The organism is Listeria kieliensis, from assembly GCF_003369925.1.
In the GTDB taxonomy this organism is placed as follows: Bacteria; Bacillota; Bacilli; order Lactobacillales; family Listeriaceae; genus Listeria; species Listeria kieliensis_A.
The window spans coordinates 641,540-666,401 of the sequence record NZ_LARY01000002.1 but is presented as its reverse complement, the minus strand read 5'-3'; the positions used below and the strand labels follow the sequence as shown (position 1 = coordinate 666,401).

Sequence of the window (24,862 nt, the reverse complement as noted above, 5' to 3'; positions counted from 1 at the left end):
GTTTTTGCCGATAAACTAGGTGTGTTTCTAGAAGTAGCGACTGATGAGTGGGAAAAACTTGTGAGGCTACTTCTAGTGAACTGCCAACAAAATTAGGAGGTAGGGCACTTGATAGATGTTAATAATTTTGAGTATATGAAAATAGGGCTAGCATCTCCAGATAAAATTCGTTCTTGGTCGCATGGCGAAGTGAAAAAGCCAGAAACGATCAACTACCGTACACTTAAGCCTGAACGTGACGGTCTTTTCTGTGAACGGATTTTTGGCCCAACAAAAGACTGGGAATGTTCTTGTGGGAAATATAAACGCGTGCGCTATAAAGGGGTTGTCTGTGACCGCTGTGGCGTAGAAGTTACAAAATCTAAAGTTCGTCGTGAACGTATGGGACACATCGAACTTGCTGCTCCTGTATCGCATATTTGGTATTTCAAAGGAATTCCAAGCCGTATGGGTCTTGTTATGGACATGAGCCCACGTGCCTTAGAAGAAGTCATTTATTTTGCTTCTTATGTCGTTACAGAACCAGGCGATACACCGCTTGAGAAGAAACAACTTCTTTCTGAAAAAGAATATCGTGCTTATCGCGACAAATATGGCCAAACATTCCAAGCTGGTATGGGTGCTGAAGCGATCAAGAAAATTCTTTCGGATATCAATCTTGAGAAAGAAACGAACGAATTAAAAGAAGAACTTGAATCTGCACAAGGACAACGTCGTACGCGCGCGATTCGTCGCTTGGAAGTCATGGAAGCCTTCCGTAACTCTGGAAACGATCCAAGTTGGATGATTCTTGACGTTCTTCCAGTAATTCCGCCTGAACTTCGTCCAATGGTTCAACTTGAAGGTGGACGTTTTGCAACAAGTGATTTGAACGATTTGTATCGCCGTGTTATCAACCGGAATAATCGTTTGAAACGTTTGCTTGATCTTGGAGCACCTACTATCATCGTTCAAAACGAAAAACGGATGCTACAAGAAGCAGTTGACGCACTAATTGACAATGGTCGTCGTGGCCGTCCAGTAACTGGACCAGGAAATCGTCCATTAAAATCACTTTCACATATGTTGAAAGGGAAACAAGGTCGTTTCCGTCAAAACTTGCTCGGAAAACGGGTTGACTATTCTGGTCGTTCTGTTATCGTCGTTGGACCAAACCTTAAGATGTATCAATGTGGTCTTCCAAAAGAAATGGCGCTTGAGCTCTTTAAGCCATTTGTGATGAAAGAACTCGTAGAACGCGGTTTGGCACACAACATTAAGAGCGCAAAACGTAAAATTGAACGCATGGCTCCGGAAATTTGGGATGTACTTGAAGAAGTTATTCGTGAACACCCAGTTCTCCTAAACCGTGCCCCTACACTTCATAGACTCGGTATCCAAGCTTTCGAACCAACGCTTGTTGAAGGACGTGCAATTCGCCTTCACCCGCTTGTATGTACTGCTTATAATGCCGACTTTGATGGTGACCAAATGGCGGTTCACGTTCCGCTTTCTGCTGAAGCACAAGCGGAAGCTCGTATTTTGATGCTAGCTGCTCAAAATATCTTGAACCCGAAAGATGGTAAACCAGTTGTTACACCTTCACAAGATATGGTACTAGGAAACTATTACTTGACGCTTGAACGTGAAAATGCTGTTGGTGAAGGAATGATCTTCAAAGACTTGAATGAAGCAAACCTAGCTTATCAAAATGGCTATGTGCATCTTCACTCTCGTATCGCTGTTTATGCCGGTTCAATTCCAAATGAACGCTTTACAGACGAACAACGCAAGCAACTATTGATTACGACAGTTGGTAAATTGATCTTTAATACAATTCTTCCAACATCGTTCCCTTATATTAATGAACCAACGAAATATAACTTGGAAATAGAAACGCCTGAGAAGTATTTTGTTGATACGACAACGGATGTAAAAGCGCATATTGCTAAACAACCGCTTGTTGAACCATTCAAGAAGAAAATTCTTGGAAACATCATCGCAGAAGTCTTCAAACGATTCCATATCACGGAAACGTCGAAGATGCTTGACCGCATGAAAGATCTTGGCTTTAAGATTTCAACAAAAGCTGGGATTACGGTTGGGATTGCGGATATCTTAACGCTTAGCGAAAAAGGAGAAATCCTTGAAGAAGCGCATGATATGGTGGAAAAAATCACGAAGCAATTCCGTCGTGGTTTGATTACAGACGAAGAAAGATACGAACGCGTTATCGGTGTTTGGAACGCGGCTAAAGATGAAATTCAAGAAAAACTAATTGATAGTTTGGAACGTCTCAACCCAATCTTCATGATGCAAGACTCTGGAGCTCGTGGTAACATCTCGAACTTTACACAGCTTGCTGGGATGCGTGGACTCATGGCTGACCCATCTGGACGTATCGTTGAACTTCCAATCACATCGAACTTCCGTGAAGGTCTAACAGTCCTTGAATACTTCATCTCGACCCATGGTGCTCGTAAAGGTCTTACCGATACAGCCCTTAAGACAGCCGATTCTGGTTATCTTACTCGTCGTCTTGTTGATGTCGCTCAAGATGTTATCATTCGTGAAGATGACTGTGGAACTGATCGTGGCTTAACAATTAAAGCCATTCGTGAAGGTACTGAAATCATCGAATCGCTTGAAGAACGACTTGAAGGTCGTTATGCTCGTAAAACTGTTCGTCATCCTGAAACAGGAGAAATCCTTGTTAAGGAAAACGAACTAATCACAGAACCTGTTGCACAAGCTATCGTGGATGCAGGAATCGAAGAAGTTTCAATTCGTTCTGCCTTCACATGTAACACGAAACATGGTGTATGTAAGAAATGTTACGGTAAAAACTTGGCAACTGGAACTGAAGTTGAAGTTGGAGAAGCAGTGGGAATCATTGCCGCTCAATCTATCGGGGAACCAGGAACACAGCTTACAATGCGTACGTTCCATACCGGTGGGGTTGCCGGAGACGATATCACACAAGGTCTTCCACGTATCCAAGAAATTTTTGAAGCACGGAATCCGAAAGGTCAAGCAACGATCACAGAAGTAGCTGGTGAAGTTGTTTCGATTGAAGAAGGACGTGACCGTGGTCAAGAAATTACAATCCAAGGAACGGATGACCGCCGCAGCTATACGGTACCTTATACAGCTCGCTTACGTGTGCAAGAAGGTTCAGTAGTTGACCGCGGGGAAGCTCTTACAGAAGGTTCGATTGATCCGAAAGCATTGATCCGTGTACGTGACGTCTTGTCTGTTCAAGAATACTTGCTTGCAGAAGTACAAAAAGTTTACCGGATGCAAGGGGTAGAAATTGGCGACAAACACGTTGAAGTTATGGTTCGCCAAATGCTTCGTAAGATCCGTGTCATGGATACTGGGGATACAGATATTCTTCCTGGTACACTCATGGATATTCAGTCGTTTACAGAGGCAAACCGTGATGCAATCATGAATGGTAACCAACCTGCTACAGGTCGTCCAGTCTTGCTTGGAATCACAAAAGCATCTCTTGAAACTGATTCGTTCTTGTCAGCTGCATCGTTCCAAGAAACAACACGTGTTCTTACGGACGCAGCGATTAAAGGCAAACGCGATGAACTTCTAGGACTGAAAGAAAATGTTATTCTTGGAAAACTTGTTCCAGCGGGGACAGGAATTGGTCGTTACCGCAAGCTGAAATCAGAAGTTGTGGGAGCGAAACAAGAAGATAGCGAAGAAACAACAAATGCGTAAAAATAAATAGGCAAGAAAAAAGTTCTCCAAGTTTTGGCTTGGAGAACTTTTTTTAGTATTAACCGAATTTATTCAACTTAAATCTTCACCATTTGTAGCGATGACTTTTTTATACCAATCAAAAGAGTCTTTTTTGGATCGATTCAATGTTCCATTACCGTCATCGTCTTTGTCTACATAAATAAATCCATAGCGCTTGGACATTTCGCTTGTAGAAGCACTGATTAAATCAATTGGTCCCCAACTTGTATAGCCGATCAAGTCGACGCCGTCTTTGATGGCTTCTTTCATTTGTTCAATGTGTTTACGCAAATAATCAATTCGGTAGTCATCATGAATTTTTCCATCCGCTGTAACGGTATCATAGGCACCAAGACCATTTTCCACAATGAATAGTGGCAATTCATAGCGACTATAAAAGTCATTTAATGTATAGCGCAACCCTTTCGGATCGATTTGCCAGCCCCAATCGGACGTTTCTAAGTATTCATTTTTGACACCGCCCATGAAGTTGCCACCTGTTTGTTTCCCATCAGGATTTGCTGAAGCTGAAAGCGACATGTAATAGCTAAAAGAAATGAAATCGACCGTGTGCGCTTTCAAGATTTCATCATCCCCAACTTCTTTTTGGATCGAGATGTTATTTTCTGCAAAGTAGCGCTCCATGTAGCTTGGATATTCCCCGCGAGCCTGAACGTCTGTGAAGAAGAGGTTCATTTGATTCAAATGTTGTGCTTTCAAAACGTCATCTGGATTATTAGTCGCTGGATAAGTAGCCATCCGAGCAAGCATACAGCCCACTTTGGCATCTGGGATGATTTCGTGAGCAAGTTTTGTGGCAAGCGCGCTTGCCACAAATTGATGATGCGCCGCTTGATAGCAAACTTCTAAGCGATTTTTGGCATCTTCAACTAAGACCCCGCCGCCTGTATAAGGGCTGATTGCAATAATATTAATTTCATTGAAAGTGAGCCAGTATTTGACTTTGTCTTTATAGCGCCTAAAGACTGTTTCAGCATAAGTCGTGAAGAAATCAATCACACGACGGTCACTCCAGCCATTATAGTTAAGTGTTAAATTTAATGGCGTTTCATAATGGGAAAGTGTCACAAGCGGTTCAATCCCGTATTTTAAACATTCATCGAAAACGCGGTCGTAGAAGGCAAGTCCCGCTTCATTTGGGGTTTTATCGTCTCCATTTGGAAAAATTCGCGACCAAGCGATCGAAAGTCGGAACGTTTTAAATCCCATTTCGGCAAATAAAGCAATATCTTCTTTGTAGTGATGATAAAAATCGATGCCTTCTCGCTTCGGAAAGCGCGCATCCTGAGTGTTTCCCGCTAGAATTTCTTCTATTTGTTTTTTCGTCACATCAAGCGCGTGTTCTCCCGTTTTACGTTCGGATTTCGGAATAAACCGCACCATATCCGCAGTTGTGAGGCCTTTGTCATCTTCGTTATAAGCGCCTTCAATTTGGTTTGCCGCTGTTGCGCCGCCCCATAAAAAACCTTCAGGAAAGCCTGTTTTCATCTTCGCCATCATTGTCACTCCTTCAGAATATTTATTTCTTTTTTATCGTACGCTATGTAATGCATTACATGTCAAGCCGGAATTTTTCGCGTGTGAGCATTGCTAAAAAGTGGTTTTTTCGGTAAACTTTAAAAAAAGAGCAATGGAGGCAGCGATGACTACAAAAGAAAAAATTATTGAATCCGCAATTTCTGTCATTCAAAGTGAAGGGACAACGAACTATAGCTTAGCAAAAGTGGCCGAGAAAACGGGGATGACCAAAGCCGCGATTTTTTATTATTTTAAAAACAAAGCGGAACTAACGCGCTCCTTAATTAGCTACACGATTGATGCGTATGAAAAAATTCTTCAAGAAGAATATCAACTTGCAAAGCCACACTCAGCATTTCCATTCACAGAAGCCTATATTAATGGGAACTTGAGTCAGCTTGATGATGAAAAATTAGTCGGGCTTCACGCTGCACTCATTGGAACAGTCGTATCGGGCGAAGCAACCGGATATGACTGGAATGAAGCTTATTTGAAAGATTTTGAGCGGCTTGTTCCAGAAATTGGAGAAGAACGTGCGGAATTTGTTCGCTATACGATTGATGGCATGTGGCACGCGCGTATTCTTAAAATTCCTGAATTTGCTATGGAAGGAAGAAAAAGCGTGGCTGCAAGTCTGTTATCCATGATTAAGCAAAAGTGAGAAACATTTTGCTTGCATTTTATATAGTTTAGTTCTAAACTATGATCGAAGGAGGCCGATAAAAATGGTAAAATCGGAGGAAAGATTAGGTATTTTATTATGGTTCAGATTGAGCCGTTTCTATAATCAAAATATCAAGAAAACCAATCAAAACTTAAAAGAAGCTGGGATTTCGACGGCAATGTTTGACTGCATCGCACAGATCGGCCCTGGAAATAAATTAACGCAACAGGATCTTGGTGAAAAACTGGTCGTGACAAAAGGGAATATTACGCAGTTGCTCGTCAAGTTAGAAAAATTAGAACTTGTAAAACGTGAAAAAGTCGGGCGAGAAAAATTTATTGTTCTAACAGAAAAAGGAATCGCTTGTTACAAGGAATTTGTTCCCAAACAAGAAACTTTTCAGCAAGAACAATTTAGTCGGTTAACAAGGCCAGAACAAAAAGAACTTTTAAGGTTACTCAAAAAATTGGATTAAGATGGAGGGATTTTAAATGGAATTAAAAGGACTACATCATGTTTCGATTTTTACTGAAAATGCAAGGCGAAACTTTGATTTTTATACAAAAGTATTGGGACTTCGCTTGGTGAAAAAAACGGTGAACCAAGATGATCCATATACGTATCATTTATATTATGCAGATGAAATTGGCAATCCAGGAACGACAGTCACTTTTTTTGAAGTACCCAACATGGCAAGGAATCGCTTAGGTCGCAATCAAATTTCCGCACTGGGCCTCCGTGTTCCAAATGATGAGGCGCTTCAATTTTGGAAAAAGCGCTTGGATGAATTCCAAATTTTCCATAGTCCGATTGAAATGCGTTTCAATCGGAAGACCATGCGGTTGAAGGATCCAGATGGCTTATTGATTTGGCTTGTTTCGGATGAATTAAATGAAGGGGTTCAAGGCGGGAATCCTTGGAAGGAAAGCCCCGTTCCAACTGAGTATGCCATCACTGGACTTGGGCCTGTTAGGATTTCTGTTTTTAAGAAGGAAAGAACAGCACAAATGCTTACGAAAATACTAGGTTTCAAGAAAGTAGGCGAATATCAAGATGCTGGAAATTCGGTAACGGTATTCCAAACAGGTGAAGGTGGAACTGGCGCAGAAGTACATCTAGAGGAACGTGCGGATCTTCCAGAAAATAATTTAGGCGCCGGAGGGATTCATCATGTTGCTTTTCGAGTTGCAAATGATGATGAGATGATGGAGTGGATTGAGCGAATTTCGGATGCAAATTACCCGAATTCGGGTTATGTAGATCGCTACTATTTCCATTCACTTTATTTCCGTGAATCGAATGGGATTTTGATTGAACTTGCCACTGATGGGCCTGGTTTTAGAACAGATTTTGAGGTGGAACACGGCACTTATGTGGAATTGCCGCCAAAACTAGAAGCTCGTCGGGAAGAGATTTTGGAGCACCTTTCGCCACTTGATACCGATCAGTGATTTGTAGATGATTGACGAAAGAGTGTGATGGTGGTAGAATAATGACAAAGAAATGGACATTTTGAAAAATGAAAACCCCTCGCTGTTGCAGCAGCGAGGGGTTTTTATTTAGCTGGACATTGTCGCCTAGCTTTCATTTGTTGTTTTGCTTGTCCAGCATGTATTTGAACCAAGCGATTCCGCATCCGACAAGAAGTGGAGCAATAAACTCTGAAAAGAAAGTGGACATTTTGACTAGAGCCTCCTTTCTTTAAAAAATTCGTCAAGAAAGGTAGACGACGGATGTATTATAGCATCTGCTTTTTTGCCGTCAAATTGGGAAAAGGGGATTTTGACACTTCAGAAAAAGAGATAAATGGACGCAAAGGCCCATCCCCACTTTTAAATCAAAGAAAAGCGTGCTAAAATGAAGCGAAATGTTTTTTTCTAGGAGGATTTTTAGTTGGCATCTCAAAGTTTAAGGTTTTATTTTGTGAGACATGGTAAGACGGAGTGGAATTTATCTGGGCAGATGCAAGGCTGGGGCGATTCGCCGCTCGTTACAGAGGGGAAAAATGGTGCGATCGCTGTTGGCGAAGCGTTGCAAGATGTCAAGTTTAGAAATGCTTATGTGAGTCCGAGTAAGCGGACGCAAGAAACAGCAAAATATATTATTGGTTCGCGGAAGATTCCTGTTCAGTTGATGGACGATTTTCGAGAAATGGGTTTTGGTTCTTGGGAAGGGGAATATATTAGTAATCTTGATGTGCGTTTTAAAGAAGCGCGCACGGAAATGCTCACTAGCCCAGCGACTTTTGATGCCAAGGAAAATGGCGGAGAAACGTTTTATGAATTAGAGGAACGTGTTTTACGTGGCGTCGAAACGATTATTCAGCAGGAGAAAAAAGGTGGAAATGTCTTGGTCGTTTCACATGGCATGGCACTGACGCTTCTTTTATACGTGCTTTCTGGTGGCGAAATGAGTGACCATAGAACGAAAGGGACACGAATTCTTAATACGAGTATTAGTGTTGTCGAATATCAAGATGGTAAGTTCCATATTTTAGATTTGAATAATACGGATCATTTGGATTCAATTCGGGTTTAAGAAGGTATCGAAAGGTACCTTTCTTTTTTTTTGTTGACATTTTAGTCAGGTACCTTTATAATGTTTTTTGTAAGGTACCTTTCTATTAAATTCATTGGAGGAATCATAATGGAAAATCAAGATTTAATGAAACAATTTTTGAAGCTCGACAAAATGATGCACCGCTATCAAGGAATGCGCATGCAGCAATTTGGCCCGATAGGAAACCCTTATCGTGGTCAAGGTCGTGTTCTGACACTTCTTAAGATGCAGCCTGAAATTACGCAAAAAAAATTAGGCTTTTTACTCGATATGAGAACACAGTCGCTTGGGGAACTGCTTGCTAAACTCGAAAAACAAGGACTTATTACACGTGAACCATCTGAAGCGGATCGTCGTGTGATGAATGTTAAACTAACGGAAAGTGGTAAAGCACGTGCGGAAGAAATTGGACAAAACGATCAACAATCGGGTGAGTTGTTTGATTGCCTCTCAGACGAGGAAAAAGAACAGCTCGCGGAATTATTAAACAAAGTCTCTAATCATCTTGAAAACTTGCATCAAGAGCAAATGCAAAATTTTGGAGGATTTGATGGATCAGATAGAGAAATGCCGTTTGGATTTGGTGGGGGAATGGATCCGTCCAAAGCAGGTTTGCGTGATTGGAAACACATGCACCGTAGACATCATCATTTCGGATTTGGTGGATTTCCTGGGGATTTTGAATGATCTTAATAAAGAACTAAGTTAAAAAAGCAGCGGAGCAAGAGGATTTCTCATTGTTTCGCTGCTTTTTGTTTGGAAATAGCTTATAATGAGGATATGGATAAGGTGTAAGTAGATTTTGATTGCGCTTTATCTGTTTTTTTATAGCAAACTAACTATTATAATCGACCAAATAAGGAGAAAATCATGCAAATAAAGGAAATTGTTTTAAAGCAAGTGAAAGAACCAACAACTTTTCAAAATGTCGCACCAACGTTTTTAACAGATGACACGATGAATAAAAGGAAGCGTCAATTGTTAAATCGGATGAAAGAAGAGGCTTTTGATACGCTCGTGATTTATGCAGATAAAGAACACGGCAGTAATTTTGAATATTTAACAGGTTTTATCCCGCGATTTGAAGAAGGTTTATTAGTCGTGGAAAGCTCAGGAAGTTGCACGGCAATTTTAGGAAATGAAAACTTGAAATTAGCTCCTTTTTCACGCACGCCAGTCGAACTCATTCATAGTCCACTTTTCTCGCTTCCAAATCAGCCAATGGATAATGATGAAACGCTAGAAGCAATTTTTAAAAAGCTGGGTTTCGCTAAGAAAAATAAAATCGGGATTATCGGTTGGAAGATGTTCACAACGAAAGCAAGTGATTCGAGTAAGTTGTTTGATGTGCCACATTTTATCGTTCAAGCGCTCATGAATGCAAAGTCAGCCCAAGCTGAAATGTATAATGCGGCTTATCTTATGATTGGTGAAGACGGGGTACGTACGGTAAACAATGCTAACGAAATTGCTCACTACGAATATGGCGCTAATTTAGCTTCTCGCTGTATGTTAAATGCAATGAATCAAGTTGAAATTGGGGCAAAAGAATCGGAACTTGGAGCGGCTTTATCGGCTGAGGGACAATATCATTCGGTTGTGACAATTGCGGCTACTGGGAAACGTTTCGAAATGGCGAATATTTATCCGACGCATAAACAAGTACAATTAGCTGACCCGCTTTCTTTGACGGTAGGCTATAAAGGCGGTTTATCCAGTCGAACTGGTTTTGCCATCAAAGAAGAAAAACAATTGCCGGAAACCCAAAAAGATTACTTGGATAGAGTTGCGAAGCCTTATTTTCGTGCGGTAGTGAGTTGGTTAGAGGGAATCCAGATTGGGACGAAAGGAAAAGAATTATATCAGCTTGTTGAAGAAACTTTTCCCAAAAAAGAGTATCACTGGCATTTAAATCCTGGACATCTGGTTTCGGATGACGAATGGATGTCATCACCGGTTTACATTGACTCGAGTCAAGTTTTGAAAAGCGGCATGATTTTTCAACTTGATATTATCCCATCTGTTGAAGGCTATACGGGCGTTAGCGCCGAAGAATGTGTGGCTCTGGCAGATGAAAGTTTGCAAGAAGCGATCAAGATGGAATATCCGGCACTTTGGGAGAGAATCTCTCTTAGAAAGAACTATTTGAAAAACGAATTGAATATTGAGCTCAGTCAAGATGTTATTCCGCTTTCGAATACAGTAGCTTATATGCGGCCATTCTTCCTTGCTAAAGACTTGGCTTTTCAAGTGAAAAAATGACGTGAAACAAACCGGATAAGTTAACTTGTCCGGTTTGTTTAATAGGGAAATAAGTTTATGTAAAATAATATGTGAAAAAAGTAACAATCATGTTATACTGAAAAAGGGTAAAATTGAAAAACGGAGGGAAAGGCATGAAAAAGAAATGGTTAGCTGCGCTTAGTTTGATTTTGGCGGTAATTCTAGTAGTTGCTGGTTGTGGGTCAAATGCTGACAAAGCGAAAGAAAAAAAGGCGAAGAAGTCTGAGAAAACGGAAGCAAATTCAGGTGCATCAGAAGCAAGCTACACAGAACTTAGTAAGTTAAAGGAAAAATATGATATTATCATCATCGGAGCTGGCGGTGCCGGAATGACTGCAGCGCTTGAAGCTAAAGAAAAGGGCATGAAACCGGTAATTTTTGAAAAAATGCCTGTTGCAGGTGGAAATACGTCCAAAGCTTCTTCCGGAATGAATGCGTCTGAAACGAAATTTCAAAAGGAACAAGGAATTAAAGACAGCAACGATCTTTTTTATGAAGAAACACTTGTAGGTGGACACGGAACGAATGATAAAGCGATGCTACGCTACTTTGTCGATCATTCTGCAAGCGCCATTGATTGGTTAGATGGGAAAGGAATTCGTTTAAATAATATCACGATTACAGGCGGAATGAATGAAAAACGGACACACCGGCCAGAAGACGGATCGGCTGTCGGACAGTATCTCGTGGATGGGCTACTGAAAAATGTGAAGGAAGAACAAATTCCAATTTTTGTAAATGCCAATGTAGTTGATATCTTAGAAAAAGATGGCAAGGCAGATGGTGTGAAAGTACGCTTCAATGATACAAAGGAAAAAACGGTTCACAGTTCAGCGGTTGTTGTGACAACTGGCGGATTTGGCGCGAGCAAGGAAATGATCGAAAAAGCGCGACCAGATCTTAAAAATTATGTCACTACAAATCAAGAAGGAAGTACTGGCGATGGCATCAAGATGATCGAGAAACTTGGTGGGACAACGGTCGATATGGATCAAATTCAAGTGCATCCAACGGTACAACAGGATAAATCTTATTTGATTGGCGAAGCTGTCCGCGGGGAAGGAGCGATCCTTGTTGATAAGGATGGCAAGCGATTTGTAAACGAAATGGATACACGCGACAATGTAACAGATGCTATCAATAAATTGCAAGACAAGTCGGCTTATTTGATTTTTGATGCTGGCGTGAAAGACCGCGTGAAGGCAATCAAACAATATGAAGAAATGGGCGTTGTGAAAAAAGCGGATTCAGTCGATGCGTTAGCAAAAGAAATGGATATGTCAGCTGATACGCTATCGGCTACTGTGGATACTTGGAATAAGTCGGTGAAAGATAAAAAAGATGCAGCATTTAAGCGGGCAACTGGGATGGATCATGATTTGTCGAAAGCGCCGTTTTATGCAATCAAAATCGGACCAGGGATTCACTATACGATGGGCGGCGTCAAAATCAATACGAATACCGAAGTTCTTAATAAGGATGGGAAGCCGATTCCGGGCTTGTTCGCAGCTGGAGAAGTAACGGGCGGCTTACACGGCGAAAACCGAATTGGTGGTAACTCGGTTGCGGAAATTATTATTTTTGGCCGTCAAGCGGGTGTGAAATCTGCTGAGTTTGTAGAGAAAAATTAAGTGAAGTAAGGAAGACCTCTTTTTCTTGCGAGAAGAAGGGGTTTTTGTTTTAGGCATATTAGTTGAAAGGTTTGGTCATTTATTCGTATACTTAAAACAATTTTGAAAGAAAGAAGTGTGTGTGATGCGTGAAAATAATAATTTTGAAGAAATTTTAACGGGAAGACGCTCTGTGCGTGTTTATGATGAGAAAGTGAAGATTTCTAAGCAAGAAATGAAGCAAATCCTTGAAGAAACGGTGCTTGCCCCATCTTCAGTTAACATGCAGCCTTGGCGCTTTGTAGTTGTGGAAAGCGATGAAGCGAAGGAAAAGCTTCGGCCATTAGTTCGCTTTAATACACGCCAAAATGATACTTCCGCGGCGATGATTTTGATTTTTGGCGATTTAGAATGCTACGTTTATGGAGAAGAAATTTACAATCAGGCTTTTCAAGCGGGAAAAATCCCTGAGCAAATTAAGAATGAGCAGCTAGAAACAATCATTCCACTTTATGAGAGCCTTAGTAAAGAAGAAATGAGTCGCATTGTAGCGATCGATGGAAGTCTTGCTGCGATGCAACTTATGCTTGTTGCGCGCTCTTACGGTTACGATACAAATCCAATTGGTGGTTTCGAGCACGACAAGCTAGCTGAAACTTTTGAGATGGATAAGAAGCGCTATCTCCCTGTGATGATCTTGTCCATTGGCAAAATGAAAGAGCCAGGTTTTGAATCGGTTCGTTTGCCGATTGATAAAGTGGCTGAGTGGAAATAAACAAGAAAAGAGGAGAACAAATGTCGCTTATTTCGAGCATACTTTGCGTAATTGTCGCATTGGAACACTTTTATATTTTTTACCTAGAAACGGTGGTGCCAGCTTCTACAAAAACAGCGAAGACTTTTCAACTGCCACTTAGCTTTACGAAAGACAAGATGGTTCAAACGCTCTTTAAAAATCAAGGAGTTTACAATGGGCTGTTTGGAATCGGCTTACTGTACGCCACTTTTGTATCAGAAAATGGTTTTGAAATGGCCACATTGTTCATTTGCTTTGTGATTATCGCTGCGCTTTATGGCAGTATCACAAGTTCGGCTTCCATTTTGGTTAAACAAGGCGGACCGGCAATTTTAGCGCTACTCAGTTTAATTATTTTCCATTAAAGTCAAAGCCGCAAGCTGCTTAATCAGCAACTTGCGGCTTTTTTATAGTTTTAAAGCTCAGCTCCGTTTGTTTCAATCACATCTTTATACCAGTAGTAACTCTTCTTAGGAATCCGAGTCATTGGATCCTCATCGGAAATGTCGCGATCAATATAAACAAAGCCATAGCGTTTTTGATAGCCATTTAGCCAGCTAAGAAGATCCGTGAAGCTCCACGTGCAGTATCCGATCACCTCAGTGCCATCACTGATGGCATCTCGGATAGCACTCACGTGACTTGCCAGATAATCAATGCGATAATCATCATTTACCTCGCCGTTTTCAAGCTTATCAAATTCGCCTAGCCCATTTTCCGTGATCAAAACAGGCAAATCGTAGCGACTCGTGATGCGGCGAAGCGCAATTTGAAGGCCTTTCGGATCGATTGTCCAATCCCAGTTTGTCGTTGAAACAAATGGATTGACGACCTTTTTATAAACCCCTTCGACGCCTGTTTCCTTGGCGGTTCCTTTTTTACCAGTATTGTTAATTTCATTGCTCACCCCAACCCCATCAAGCGGATTGTAGGCAACCGTTGCCGATTGATAATAATTCACGCCCATAAAATCAGGTTTGGCACGTTTTAAAAGTTCCATATCCCCAGGTTTGATCTCAGGAGAGAGACCGTTTTCTTTCAAGTAGTGCATCACAGCGCGCGGATAGCGGCCATATGCGTAGACGTCCATCCAGAAGTAACTGTTTAATTCCTCGGCGTCATCAGCAGCTTGGACGTTTTTCGGGTCGGTATCAATTGGGTAATGCGGTGTGTAGGCGAAACTTGGCCCAATTTTCCCATCTGGAACAAGCTCGTGAAAGGCTTCAATCACGCTTGCGTTTGCCAAATTGGCGATATGATTGACAGCATACATCCGCTTCATGTCAGCAACCTTCGGCGGGTGCAAAGCTTGGCCGTAACCCATCCCAACGAAAATATTTTGCTCATTCAAGGATACCCAGTATTTCACACGGTCACCGTAACGCTTGAACAAGGTTTTCGCATAATGCGTAAAGTCGGCAATCACTTCGCGTGACTCCCACCCCCCATATTCATCAAAAAGAGCTTGTGGAATATCCCAGTGATAAATCGTTACGAGCGGTTCGATGTTATATTTTAGCAGTTCGTTGATCAAATTATCGTAAAACGCGAGTCCCGCTTCGTTTACTTCTCCTTTTCCTTGTGGGAAAATCCGCGACCAAGCAATCGAAAAGCGATAGGCTTTCAGTCCCATGTCGGCCATGAGTTTGACGTCTTCTTTGTAGCGATGATAATGGTCAACCGCCACATTTCCAGTCGTTCCTTTATAAGTAGCCCCGGGAATCCGAACGTATTCGTCCCAGACGGAAGCTCCCTTGCCATCTTCGTCCCATGCGCCCTCGATTTGATAAGCCGCTGATGCGGAACCCCATAAGAAATTAGCCGGGAACCGCTGGCGAGTCTTGTGTTCCATAATTATCCCTCCTACATCCACATTTTTCCTAAAAAATTGAACATCTTTCTTTTAAAGTATAGCCTTTTTTATGCTGGATGAAAAGTAATAATTCACAAATTCGTCACACATAGCTCATGACTTTTGGTGTATAATCAGGAGAATCGTGTACGAAGGGAGACTGTTATTTTGGGTTTTTTAGAAGCTTATAAATCTTTTTGGCGGAATTACGCTAATTTTTCGGGGCGTGCATCACGGTCTGAATACTGGTTCAATATTTTGTGGACTGGGATTATTGCGATAGCTTATTACATAATAGCGCTAGTTTTTGGGCTTTCTGCAGCTCTTACTTTTGCATCAACAGGAGGATCTGGGCTTTCAAACGTGATTGCGCTTGGCCCAATCTTATTTATTGGTCTTGTTTTCTGGCTTTATGCACTGGCTATAATTGTTCCATCTGTGAGCTTGATAGTTCGCCGAATTCGAGACACAGGAAGAAGTCCATGGATGATTTTTCTTGGCTTTATTCCAGTTGTGGGTCCAATTATTCTTTTTGTATTCACACTTTTACCAAGTGCGTATGCGGATTTTGATATTGATCCATATGGCTACTAAGAAAAAACGAACGTGCCCAGCGGCACGTTCGTTTTTTTTCATGATTATTTCTCAAAAATAAATTTATCAAATGCGACAGCCACGCCATCTTGATTGTTGCTTGCCGTGACAAAATCCGCAATTTCTTTTAATTTCGGAATGGCATTTCCCATCGCAACCGCTGTTCCGGCATATTCAAGCATCGTTGTATCGTTTTCGTGGTCGCCAATACACATGACTTCATTTTGCTTAATATGAAGAAGTTCAGCGAGTTGGTGGACAGCATTTCCCTTGCTGGCATCGCGATTCAACACTTCAAGGTAATAAGGAGCGCTTCTCACCAGATGATATTTATCATAAAAATCAGCAGGGAGTTTTTCGATGCCCGCTTCAAGGATTTCCGCTTCATCAATTATCATAGCTTTCGAAACTTTGAAGTCATCTGGAACATTTTCGATTTCTTCATAGATCAATTGGCTGTTTGTCAAGTAAGCTTCGACAACCGTATATTTGCCGATATGGCGATTTGGCGTATAAAGCGCGGATTCATCGAAAAAGTGCATGTGCAGACCCGCTTTTTCTGCTGCATCTGCAACTTCAACCAAGTCTCCTTTTGTCAAAGTGAGATGTGAAACCACTTCTTTACTGAAAGTATCCTGAACGAGAGCGCCGTTAAAACTGATAACATAATCGCCTTCCTCGCGAAGTTTCAGTTCGGATAAATACTGTTCCACGCCGACGAGCGGACGTCCGGTACAAAGAACCACTTTCACGCCGCGCGCTTTTGCTTTTTGGATCGCTTCATTCACTTTTGGTGAAACCTCGTGATGGTCATTTAAGAGCGTGCCGTCGATATCAATTGCTACTAATTTAATCATTTCATGCGTCCTCCATCTAAATTTCATACATGTTCAGTATAGCACAGTTGGGATGAGGATTGAAACTTGGATGAAAATATGGCAAACTGGTCTGGAGAGAATCTTTTAGAAGAGAGTGAAACGATGAAGAAAAGTTATCACGTGAAATTTTTAACGAACAAACCAGAAGATATTGATCTTGCAGAAGCGGTATGCAAGAAATGCGAGGATTACTACAAACTTGAGAAGGGACGGACGGCAACGCGTGAAGATGCGGCAGCTGTCATTTTGGGACTCCCTGAAGGTAAGACACGCTATGATAAATTTGCGATGGCCATTTTAGATGAAGCGAATACGCCAATTGGGCTGATTGACATCGTTGCAGACTATCCCAAAACCGGGGAATGGATCATTGGACTCTTGCTTCTTGTGCCAGAAGCGCGAAATGGCGGAATGGGACGTGTTCTCCACGAAGTCATCCGCGAATGGGCGCAAGATAGTGGAGCGGATTCACTCCGGGTGGGTGTACTCAAATCGAATAGATCTGCGGCTGGCTTTTGGCGCCATCTTGGCTACGAGCATCAAGGGGACAAAACCATCCAAGTTGGTGGACGTGAAAACGAGGTAGAGGTTCTAACACGCAAAATTGACAAGGCTTAATGAAAGTTTCTTGCCAGGAGGCGGTTTTATGAAAGCACGTGTGACGGTTTTGACGCTCGGGGTAGCTGATCTTGATCGGGCAGTGGCATTTTATCGCGACGGATTAAAGTGGCAGACGGAAGGGATCATCGGGCAAGAGTACGAGTATGGGGCGGTAGCTTTTTTCGATTTGGAATCGGGAATGAAGCTTGCGCTCTGGAAACGAGAGGATATTGCACATGATACGGGTCTTTCGGCTAGGCAGCCAAACCAAACGGAACTCACGCTTGGACACAATGTTTCTAGTAAGCTTGAAGTGGATCAAGTGATGCAAGAAGCGGAAAAGGCTGGGGCTACGATTGTTAAGGCGGCTCACGATACGTTTTGGGGCGGCTACTCGGGCTATTTTCAAGATCTGGATGGGCATTTGTGGGAAGTCGTTTGGAATCCAGAATGGTCGATTGAAAATTAAATTTTACTTGCGGATAAAAAAACCAGCGCGTCATCCTAATTAAAGGATGACGCGCTGGTTTTTCTTGATTAGTTAGCAAAAAATTGTTCGATATCATAAGTAACTTGTGGCTTTAGCTCATCGTTTTGGATTTTCTGATACAAGCTTGTGAGCCACTCTAAATCAATGGTAAGGTGTTGGATAGCATTTTGCGTAATGTAGGCGGTGATGCTGCCTTCTGGATGTTTATTTTCTTCAAAACTTTGATGTAGTTCTTTTTCAATTCTTTGGCGGCGCTCATCTAACAACTGGAGTAGCCGTTCTTTTTCAGCATAATTGAAAAAGAGTAACGCTGGGTAAATCAGTTTGAACGAATGAACATCTTTTTTGAGAACTTTTTCTAATTCTTTTTCGATTTGTGCCCGTCCAGCTTCCGTAATTTGATAAATCGTTTTGGTTGGTGTTTTTTCGTTTTCAACCACTTCGGAAACTTCCACAAATCCGCCTTTTTCAAGCGATTCGAAAGCGTAATAGATCTTTGCATCGCTGATTTGGAAGAGATAATCCCATTTGTAACGTTTTAAAAAGCGTTTGATGTCGTATGGATGCACATTGTGACGGTCTAAAACGCCTAAAATGACAAGTTTTAATGACATACTTGAACCCCCATCTTCAGTTTTTACCTTTACTATAGCATTGTTTGGAAGCGAATTCGAATGATAAGAAAAGTATATACTTTTTGACATCAGTTTCAGGAAAACATATAATAAATACCATAGAAGGCAAGAGGAAAGGGTGTCACTTATGAGTAATTTGAATTGGGCTATTGTCGGACCGGGCGGAATCGCTCACCAATTTGCGGATGCAATGACAAAAGAAGGTCGCACGGTTCATGCTGTTGGGGCTAGAAATAAAGAAAAAGGCGAGGCGTTCGCCAAGGAATATGGGATTGGGCTTGTGTATGATGATTTTGATGCACTTTTTGCGGATGAGAATATTGATGCGGTTTATATCTCAACGCCGCATTCGAATCATTATGAATATATGATGAAGGCTGTACAAAATGGAAAGCATATCTTGGTCGAGAAGGCGATTACGGTGAGTTCCCGTGAACTCGAGGCGGTTCTCCAAGTTTCTCGCGAGAAAAAGGTTGTGGTTATGGAAGCGATGACGATTTTCCACATGCCGCTTTATGCGAAACTTAAGGAAATAGCGGTCGAAAAGAAGCTGGGTGCTTTAAAAATGATTCAAGTTTCCTTTGGCAGTGCGAAACCGAATGATCCAAGTAATCGCTTTTTCAGCATGGATCTTGCGGGCGGTGCGCTGCTTGACATTGGGACTTATGCGCTCTCGTTTGCGCGCTATTTCTTGAGTGAGAAGCCTACTGAAGTGCTTTCGACGGCGAAGAAATATGAAACGGGCGTGGATGAACAATCCGGTATTTTACTGCGAAATGCGCAGGATGAAATGGCGACTATCAGCTTGACTTTCCGGGCGAAAATGCCAAAACGTGGGATTGTGGCTTATGAAAATGGTTTTTTGACGGTAGACGATTTTCCTCGTGCGGACCGGGCGATGCTCACTTATACAAATGGGGAGTCGGAAGAAATTACAGCGGGAGATACCGCTTCGGCACTGCAATACGAAATTCGGGATATGGAAAAAAATATTGCAAACGGTGAAAATCCGCTTAGTGAATTGACGGAAGATGTTGTTGAAATCATGACAAAAGTGCGGTCCGACTGGGGTATTGAATTTCCATTTGAAAAGTAAAGACGCGAGAAAAGCTGATTTTTCCATTTTTTAATGGGAGGTCAGCTTTTTTATTTTGTACTTGCTTTTTTGATGCAAGGGACAAAAGAAGCTTTTTTTAAATTTGTTTTTAGGAACGAAAGACCTAATTTTGTGAATGTGCACACTATCACTTTTCATTTAACGATATATTGTGCTATATTAATTAAGCAGATACCATATATAGAAAATGGGGGAGTAATCATGTATAGCGAACAAATAACGGATCAACAGGTTGTGAAGCGAGACGGTCGGAAAGTAACCTTTGATTTGATTAAAATCCGCAACGCTGTTGAAGCATCGATGAAAAGCATTCAAGTAGAGGACGATATCTTTTTGGAGAATGTGATCGTTTCGATTGTGAATAGTTTACCAAATGAAGCGGAACTGACGATTGATACGATTCAAGAAACGGTAGAAAATGTTTTGATGAAATCAAGCTATCCAAGTGTTGCGAGAAGCTACATAGAATACCGTCATGATCGTGACGCGAAACGTGCGAATTTGACGGATATGACGAAAAGTGTGCAAAAGCTGCTTGAAAAAGACGAAGCAGTCGTAAACGAAAATGCTAATAAAGACGCAACGGTGTTCAATACGCAGCGAGATCTCACTGCAGGTGCCGTAGCGAAAAGTTATGCGTTAAAATATATGCTCCCAAAACACGTTGCGAATGCTCACTTAAAAGGGGATATTCACTTTCACGATCTTGATTATAGCCCGTATCACGCGATGACAAATTGTTGTTTGATTGATATCCGTGGCATGCTTCAAAATGGCTTTACAATTGGGAATGCCAATGTGGAAAGTCCGAAATCGATTCAAACGGCAACGGCTCAAATCGCTCAAATTATTGCAAATGTGGCAAGTTCGCAATATGGCGGCTGCTCGGTCGACCGGATTGATGAAATTCTTTCGGATTATGCCAAATTGAACTATGCGAAGCATGAAAAGGAAGCGGCGGATTGGGTTGTTCCAGAGAAACAACAGGAATACGCGGAAAGCCGAACGAAAAAAGATATTTATGATGCGATGCAAAGTTTGGAATATGAAATCAACACGCTTTATACGAGCAACGGCCAAACGCCTTTCGTGACGCTTGGATTCGGACTGGGCGAGGATTGGTTTGCGCGCGAAATTCAAAAAGCAATCTTGAATGTGCGAATTGGCGGGGTTGGAAAGGATAAACATACGGCGATTTTTCCAAAACTAGTATTCTCACTAAAACGGGGCACGAATTTAGAAAAACAGGATCCGAACTACGATATTAAACAATTAGCGCTCGCTTGTTCGGCGAAACGGATGTATCCGGATGTGCTGAGCTACGATACGCTCACTCGGTTAACGGGTGATTTTAAAGTGCCGATGGGATGCCGCTCGTTTTTACCTGCGTGGAAAGACGAGGAAACAGGCGAGAATGTAAATGCTGGCAGGAACAATTTAGGTGTCGTAACGTTAAACGTACCGCGGATTGCTTTACAAAGCCGAGGAGATCAAGCTAAGTTCTGGGAAATTTTCCACGAAAGAATGAAGACCGTGAAAGATGCGCTATTATTCCGTTTAAATCGCGTTCGTGAAGCGCAACCGGAAAATGCGCCGATCCTTTACAAATATGGAGCATTTGGCAAGCGTCTTGAAGACGGGGAAAGTGTCGACCAACTATTTAACCATAACCGCTCTACGATTTCAATTGGATACATTGGACTTTATGAAGCGGCAACGGTTTTCTATGGCGGCGAATGGGAACAAAATGCTGAAGCCAAAACCTTCACTCTTGACATTGTTAAAGCTCTTAAAAAATACGCAGATAGCTGGAAAGAGGAGTATGGCTACTGGTTTAGTGTGTATTCGACCCCGAGCGAAAGTTTGACTGACCGATTTAATCGGCTGGATAAAGAGAAATTTGGTATCGTGAAGGATATTACGGACAAGGAATACTATCAAAATTCTTTCCATTATGACGTCCGCAAGAAAATTACGCCATTTGAAAAAATCGACTTTGAAAAAGACTATCCTGAATACTGTTCGGGCGGTTTCATCCATTATTGTGAGTATCCGAAACTTGTGCACAACACGAAGGCGCTTGAAGCTGTGTGGGATTACGCGTACGACCGGGTTGCGTATCTCGGCACGAATACCCCGATTGACAAGTGTTACGAGTGTGGATTTGAAGGAGAATTTGCCCCAACGGAAGAAGGATTCAAATGCCCACATTGCGGCAATACCGATCCAGAAAAGGCGGATGTCGTAAAACGAACTTGTGGCTATCTTGGGAACCCAATGAAACGCCCAATGGTGCACGGTCGTCATGTTGAAATTTCGAAACGCGTGAAGCACATGGAGCTTCGAGATGAATAACCCCGCTCCAAAAGAATGGCAATCGAGTCGCTTAAGCCGCGGTTATATTGCCGATTACAAGCCATTTAATTTTGTCGACGGGGAAGGCGTGCGTTGCAGTTTGTATGTGTCTGGCTGCCCGTTCCACTGCGAAGGTTGTTACAATAAAGCAGCACAGTCCTTCAAGTACGGCGAACCATTCACAGAGGAATTACTTGACCAAATTGTTGCAGACGTTGGCCACGAAAGCGTGCAAGGACTCACACTTCTAGGCGGCGAACCATTTTTAAACACGGAAACCTGTCTTACAGTCGTCAAGAAACTCCGGGAAGTCTACGGAAATTCGAAAGATATTTGGTCCTGGACGGGCTATACATTCGAAGAAATGCTACAAGAAACAGAAGACAAGTTAGAATTGCTGTCGCTGATTGATGTACTAGTTGATGGCAGGTTCGAGCAGTCGCTATTTGATCCAAACTTGGCATTTCGAGGCTCCAGCAACCAGCGAATTATTGATGTGAAGCAGACACTTAAAGCTGGAGAAGTTGTCTTGTATATAGAATAGAGAGATGAAAGGCAGACGTGCTTAAGCACGCCTGCCTTTTTATGTAGACTATAGATAACAGTGGAACTTTGTATCTTAAAATTACTTACAAAAATCTAAATTGTCACATAATTTACACAGACTTGATATATTCTGACATGTTAGAATAAACAAAAAAAGGAAAGTGAGATGTATTGAAGAAGAAAAAAATGTCGATAATACTATTGATTATGATTGTGGGCGCATTGCTCGTCAGTGGAATGGGAATGAAAAAAGCAGAAGCACGACAAACAGCAAATGTTTTGTATTACTATGAAAAAGGGTGGTTTCGTTCTGTGTGGAGTATCAAATATTATACTCAAAATAAGCGTTACAAAACAATCTACTTCAATCGAGGAGCTACGTACACAGAGAAGAAGAGAATGGTATTCGCTTACTCAAGCTCTGCTTGTTATTCCTACACAAGGACGTGGAGAACGTACTGAATTTTATAATAAAGTCGCAAAAGTATAGTGGTTGCGGCTTTATTTTTAGAAAGGAAAAAGCTAAATGTTAATGGCTAAACAATTAAAAAAGAAAATCCATTCTAAAGAGGTTATTAAACAGTTTTCATATCAATTTACTCAAAAACAAATTACTGCCATTATAGGACCAAATGGGAGTGGAAAAACAACTTTAATGAGAATATTGTCTGGCATATACACACCAGATCAAGGTGAAGTCAGTTGCTCAGGTGAAACTCAAAGTTTATTTTTTTTACAAGATGGTGAAGTTCTATATCCGTATTTAACAGGGGGAGATCATTTAACTTACATACAATCTATTTATAAAAGCAAGATAACTATTAAAGAGGTTGCGGACAATTTAGGGATACTTGAGCTATTAAATAAAAAAATAAAATCTTATTCCTTAGGTATGAAGCAACAGTTGCTGTTTGCTGAAATTGTCATTTCTGATGCTGATATTTTAATTTTGGACGAGCCTTTTAATGGCTTGGATCCGTCATATAATATTCGATTTAAGGAGATTCTAAAGAAGCTAAAAAACGCAGGAAAGACGATTCTTATTTCTTCTCATATTTTAGCGGATATTGAAGAATTAGCAGACAAACAAATATTTATAAAAAATGGAGAAATTGTGGAAATAGTAAATCGGGATGCAGAAAGTGAATCTGAAAATGATCAATTCTATAAAATTATTATTCCAAATTTAGAAAAAGAAATGGTAAAGCGAATCGAGAAGATTTCAGCTGTTTTAGCAGTTGAAGTGGCTAATAATGATCAATTACTTGTTCAGATAAAGCCAGGCCATTTTAAGATGATGGTGGAAGCATTTAAAGAGGCAGACATAGAATACAAAGACGTCATAAAATTAGATCAAGACCTCACTCAGTTATATAAGAAAATTTACAATAAGGATTGACGAATATGCTATTTCATTTTGAAATAAAAAAAGCAGTAAAAAAGAAAATAATTTTTATTCTACTCATTATCATGTTATTGTCCGTTTGCGTGTTGTTTTATTTTTACCAAGTGCAAAATAGAAATCAAGTAGATTTTCAATTGGAAATGCAGCAAGAAAATATAAGAAGTATAAAATCTGCGATTACGGAAGTTAAAGCGGATCCAGTGGCATCTTCTAAAAAAGGTGAGGTGTTGCAAGAATATAAAAGAGATTTAAAATTAGCAGAAGGGACTTTAGAAGCTATAAAAAAGAAGGAAACAAAAAAGAAGCTCTTCTATCAAATAAAAGAAAAGGAAAACTTGTTAGAGGATTTGGAAAAAGGAAATACATATACATCTGATCCAGTTTGGAAAATTAAACAAGACCTAGCTCTGCAAAGGGTGGTTTACCAAAAGGGATACGATTATAATGAAATGGGGTATGCTACAGATAGTTATTCTTTTTCTAGAGATATATTAAAATTACTTTTTCCATATGTATTTATATTTTTTGTGTTGCTCGTAACTGCAAATATTGTTGGAGGAGACATTGAAAGCCGAAAATTACGTTTTTATTGGGCTTTACCACTGAAAAGGAATAACTTAATGACTAGTAAAATTTTAGCGACATTTTTAATTTCGTTCGTTTCGTTAATGTTGCTCGTGACGGGTGCTTTTTTGTTAGGAGCGCTCGGGGGATCAAAAGGCCATTTTGATTATCCTGTAGTGGTTCAAACTGCACAAAATAACTTTAAATTAGTAGATATTGGTCTGTTTATTATTCAATTTTTTATCTTAGCTATTTTTACTGTGTTTTTTTTGGTAGTTCTTTTTGAGTGTTTGATGCTTTTATGCAGAAATAGCATTATAGTTATATCAATTATTTTAGGACTTATCTTTTTAACTAACTTTCTAATAGGATTTGCAAAAAACTTAACGGGGTTGTTAGTAGTAATCAATCCTTTTAGCTATACAAATATAACTGCAATAATAGATGGAAGCTTGGCAGTACAAACAGGACAAGCAATAAACTGGGCAGTTGGGAGTATTATATTATTCCTCTATACTGTTACGCTATTCTTTTTGAGCAAACTGTTACTAAAAAAAGAAGAACTAGTATACTGATAACAAATCCAAAATAAAAAGGAACGCTTGTTAGTGGTGTAGCCATCAATAGTACAGTCCCGATG

23 protein-coding genes are annotated in these 24,862 nt (G+C 40.9%); 18 read left to right on the top strand and 5 right to left on the bottom strand.

Features of this window, described 5'->3' with window-relative positions:
• The first annotated feature begins 108 nt into the window (after window positions 1–108).
• On the top strand, window positions 109–3,714 hold the full coding sequence (rpoC, locus tag UR08_RS09045; protein WP_115753329.1) for a DNA-directed RNA polymerase subunit beta': 3,606 nt from the start codon (window positions 109–111) through the stop codon (window positions 3,712–3,714).
• A 72-nt stretch (window positions 3,715–3,786) separates the two neighbouring features.
• Here the strand turns inward: rpoC and UR08_RS09040 are convergent, their stop codons facing one another.
• Window positions 3,787–5,253 (bottom strand): glycoside hydrolase family 1 protein, encoded by a 1,467-nt coding sequence (locus UR08_RS09040; RefSeq protein ID WP_115753328.1) that lies wholly within the window; start codon window positions 5,251–5,253, stop codon window positions 3,787–3,789.
• Between the two features lie 145 nt (window positions 5,254–5,398).
• Here UR08_RS09040 and UR08_RS09035 point away from each other — a divergent pair, with 145 nt between their 5' ends.
• From UR08_RS09035 to UR08_RS09025, 3 genes are all read left to right on the top strand, one after another.
• Window positions 5,399–5,935, top strand: a complete 537-nt coding sequence (locus UR08_RS09035; protein WP_115753327.1) for a TetR/AcrR family transcriptional regulator — start codon at window positions 5,399–5,401, stop codon at window positions 5,933–5,935.
• Window positions 5,936–5,999: 64 nt separating this feature from the next.
• On the top strand, window positions 6,000–6,413 hold the full coding sequence (locus UR08_RS09030) for a MarR family winged helix-turn-helix transcriptional regulator (RefSeq protein ID WP_115753326.1): 414 nt from the start codon (window positions 6,000–6,002) through the stop codon (window positions 6,411–6,413).
• Between the two features lie 16 nt (window positions 6,414–6,429).
• Complete coding sequence (locus UR08_RS09025) at window positions 6,430–7,389, top strand: ring-cleaving dioxygenase (protein ID WP_115753325.1); 960 nt, start codon at window positions 6,430–6,432, stop codon at window positions 7,387–7,389.
• Between the two features lie 133 nt (window positions 7,390–7,522).
• Here UR08_RS09025 and UR08_RS09020 read toward each other — a convergent pair whose 3' ends face one another.
• Window positions 7,523–7,618, bottom strand: coding sequence for a type I toxin-antitoxin system Fst family toxin (locus tag UR08_RS09020; RefSeq protein ID WP_115753324.1), 96 nt, complete (start codon window positions 7,616–7,618; stop codon window positions 7,523–7,525).
• A gap of 213 nt (window positions 7,619–7,831) precedes the next feature.
• Between UR08_RS09020 and UR08_RS09015 the strand changes: the two genes are divergently transcribed.
• The 6 genes from UR08_RS09015 (at window position 7,832) to UR08_RS08990 (ending at window position 13,551) form a co-directional block, all read left to right on the top strand.
• Window positions 7,832–8,476, top strand: a complete 645-nt coding sequence (locus tag UR08_RS09015) for a histidine phosphatase family protein (RefSeq protein ID WP_115753323.1) — start codon at window positions 7,832–7,834, stop codon at window positions 8,474–8,476.
• A 108-nt stretch (window positions 8,477–8,584) separates the two neighbouring features.
• On the top strand, window positions 8,585–9,184 hold the full coding sequence (locus UR08_RS09010; protein ID WP_115753322.1) for a MarR family winged helix-turn-helix transcriptional regulator: 600 nt from the start codon (window positions 8,585–8,587) through the stop codon (window positions 9,182–9,184).
• 183 nt (window positions 9,185–9,367) lie between these two features.
• The gene (locus UR08_RS09005) at window positions 9,368–10,759 is read left to right on the top strand and encodes a M24 family metallopeptidase (protein WP_205757238.1); all 1,392 of its coding nucleotides are present in this window, start codon (window positions 9,368–9,370) and stop codon (window positions 10,757–10,759) included.
• Between the two features lie 134 nt (window positions 10,760–10,893).
• Window positions 10,894–12,411 carry a flavocytochrome c gene (locus UR08_RS09000; RefSeq protein ID WP_115753320.1) on the top strand — a complete coding sequence of 506 codons (1,518 nt, stop codon included), beginning with the start codon at window positions 10,894–10,896 and terminating at the stop codon, window positions 12,409–12,411.
• A 124-nt stretch (window positions 12,412–12,535) separates the two neighbouring features.
• Window positions 12,536–13,165 (top strand): nitroreductase family protein, encoded by a 630-nt coding sequence (locus UR08_RS08995; RefSeq protein WP_115753319.1) that lies wholly within the window; start codon window positions 12,536–12,538, stop codon window positions 13,163–13,165.
• Window positions 13,166–13,185: 20 nt separating this feature from the next.
• Window positions 13,186–13,551 (top strand): DUF1304 domain-containing protein, encoded by a 366-nt coding sequence (locus UR08_RS08990; RefSeq protein ID WP_115753318.1) that lies wholly within the window; start codon window positions 13,186–13,188, stop codon window positions 13,549–13,551.
• A gap of 50 nt (window positions 13,552–13,601) precedes the next feature.
• Here the strand turns inward: UR08_RS08990 and UR08_RS08985 are convergent, their stop codons facing one another.
• Window positions 13,602–15,038 (bottom strand): glycoside hydrolase family 1 protein, encoded by a 1,437-nt coding sequence (locus tag UR08_RS08985; RefSeq protein ID WP_115753317.1) that lies wholly within the window; start codon window positions 15,036–15,038, stop codon window positions 13,602–13,604.
• A 168-nt stretch (window positions 15,039–15,206) separates the two neighbouring features.
• On the opposite strand from UR08_RS08985, the gene UR08_RS08980 reads away from it, so the two are divergent.
• Complete coding sequence (locus tag UR08_RS08980; RefSeq protein WP_115753316.1) at window positions 15,207–15,632, top strand: DUF805 domain-containing protein; 426 nt, start codon at window positions 15,207–15,209, stop codon at window positions 15,630–15,632.
• A 44-nt stretch (window positions 15,633–15,676) separates the two neighbouring features.
• On the opposite strand, the gene yidA is transcribed toward UR08_RS08980, so the two are convergent.
• On the bottom strand, window positions 15,677–16,489 hold the full coding sequence (yidA, locus tag UR08_RS08975) for a sugar-phosphatase (RefSeq protein WP_115753315.1): 813 nt from the start codon (window positions 16,487–16,489) through the stop codon (window positions 15,677–15,679).
• Between the two features lie 123 nt (window positions 16,490–16,612).
• Here yidA and UR08_RS08970 point away from each other — a divergent pair, with 123 nt between their 5' ends.
• Window positions 16,613–17,128: a GNAT family N-acetyltransferase gene (locus tag UR08_RS08970; protein WP_115753767.1), complete on the top strand. Its 516-nt coding sequence runs from the start codon at window positions 16,613–16,615 to the stop codon at window positions 17,126–17,128.
• Window positions 17,129–17,156: 28 nt separating this feature from the next.
• A complete protein-coding gene (locus UR08_RS08965) occupies window positions 17,157–17,579 on the top strand; it encodes a VOC family protein (protein WP_115753314.1) in 423 nt (140 codons plus the stop codon).
• Between the two features lie 68 nt (window positions 17,580–17,647).
• Here UR08_RS08965 and UR08_RS08960 read toward each other — a convergent pair whose 3' ends face one another.
• Window positions 17,648–18,214 carry a PadR family transcriptional regulator gene (locus UR08_RS08960; protein WP_165849974.1) on the bottom strand — a complete coding sequence of 189 codons (567 nt, stop codon included), beginning with the start codon at window positions 18,212–18,214 and terminating at the stop codon, window positions 17,648–17,650.
• Between the two features lie 148 nt (window positions 18,215–18,362).
• Here UR08_RS08960 and UR08_RS08955 point away from each other — a divergent pair, with 148 nt between their 5' ends.
• From UR08_RS08955 to UR08_RS08930, 5 genes are all read left to right on the top strand, one after another.
• Complete coding sequence (locus UR08_RS08955) at window positions 18,363–19,331, top strand: Gfo/Idh/MocA family protein (RefSeq protein ID WP_115753312.1); 969 nt, start codon at window positions 18,363–18,365, stop codon at window positions 19,329–19,331.
• Between the two features lie 222 nt (window positions 19,332–19,553).
• Complete coding sequence (nrdD, locus tag UR08_RS08950) at window positions 19,554–21,707, top strand: anaerobic ribonucleoside-triphosphate reductase (RefSeq protein WP_115753311.1); 2,154 nt, start codon at window positions 19,554–19,556, stop codon at window positions 21,705–21,707.
• A complete protein-coding gene (nrdG, locus tag UR08_RS08945; protein ID WP_036070184.1) occupies window positions 21,700–22,251 on the top strand; it encodes an anaerobic ribonucleoside-triphosphate reductase activating protein in 552 nt (183 codons plus the stop codon). The genes nrdD and nrdG overlap by 8 nt, the downstream gene beginning before the upstream one ends.
• A gap of 528 nt (window positions 22,252–22,779) precedes the next feature.
• The gene (locus UR08_RS08935; RefSeq protein WP_115753309.1) at window positions 22,780–23,652 is read left to right on the top strand and encodes an ABC transporter ATP-binding protein; all 873 of its coding nucleotides are present in this window, start codon (window positions 22,780–22,782) and stop codon (window positions 23,650–23,652) included.
• A 5-nt stretch (window positions 23,653–23,657) separates the two neighbouring features.
• The gene (locus tag UR08_RS08930; RefSeq protein WP_115753308.1) at window positions 23,658–24,797 is read left to right on the top strand and encodes an ABC transporter permease; all 1,140 of its coding nucleotides are present in this window, start codon (window positions 23,658–23,660) and stop codon (window positions 24,795–24,797) included.
• Window positions 24,798–24,862: the final 65 nt, after the last annotated feature.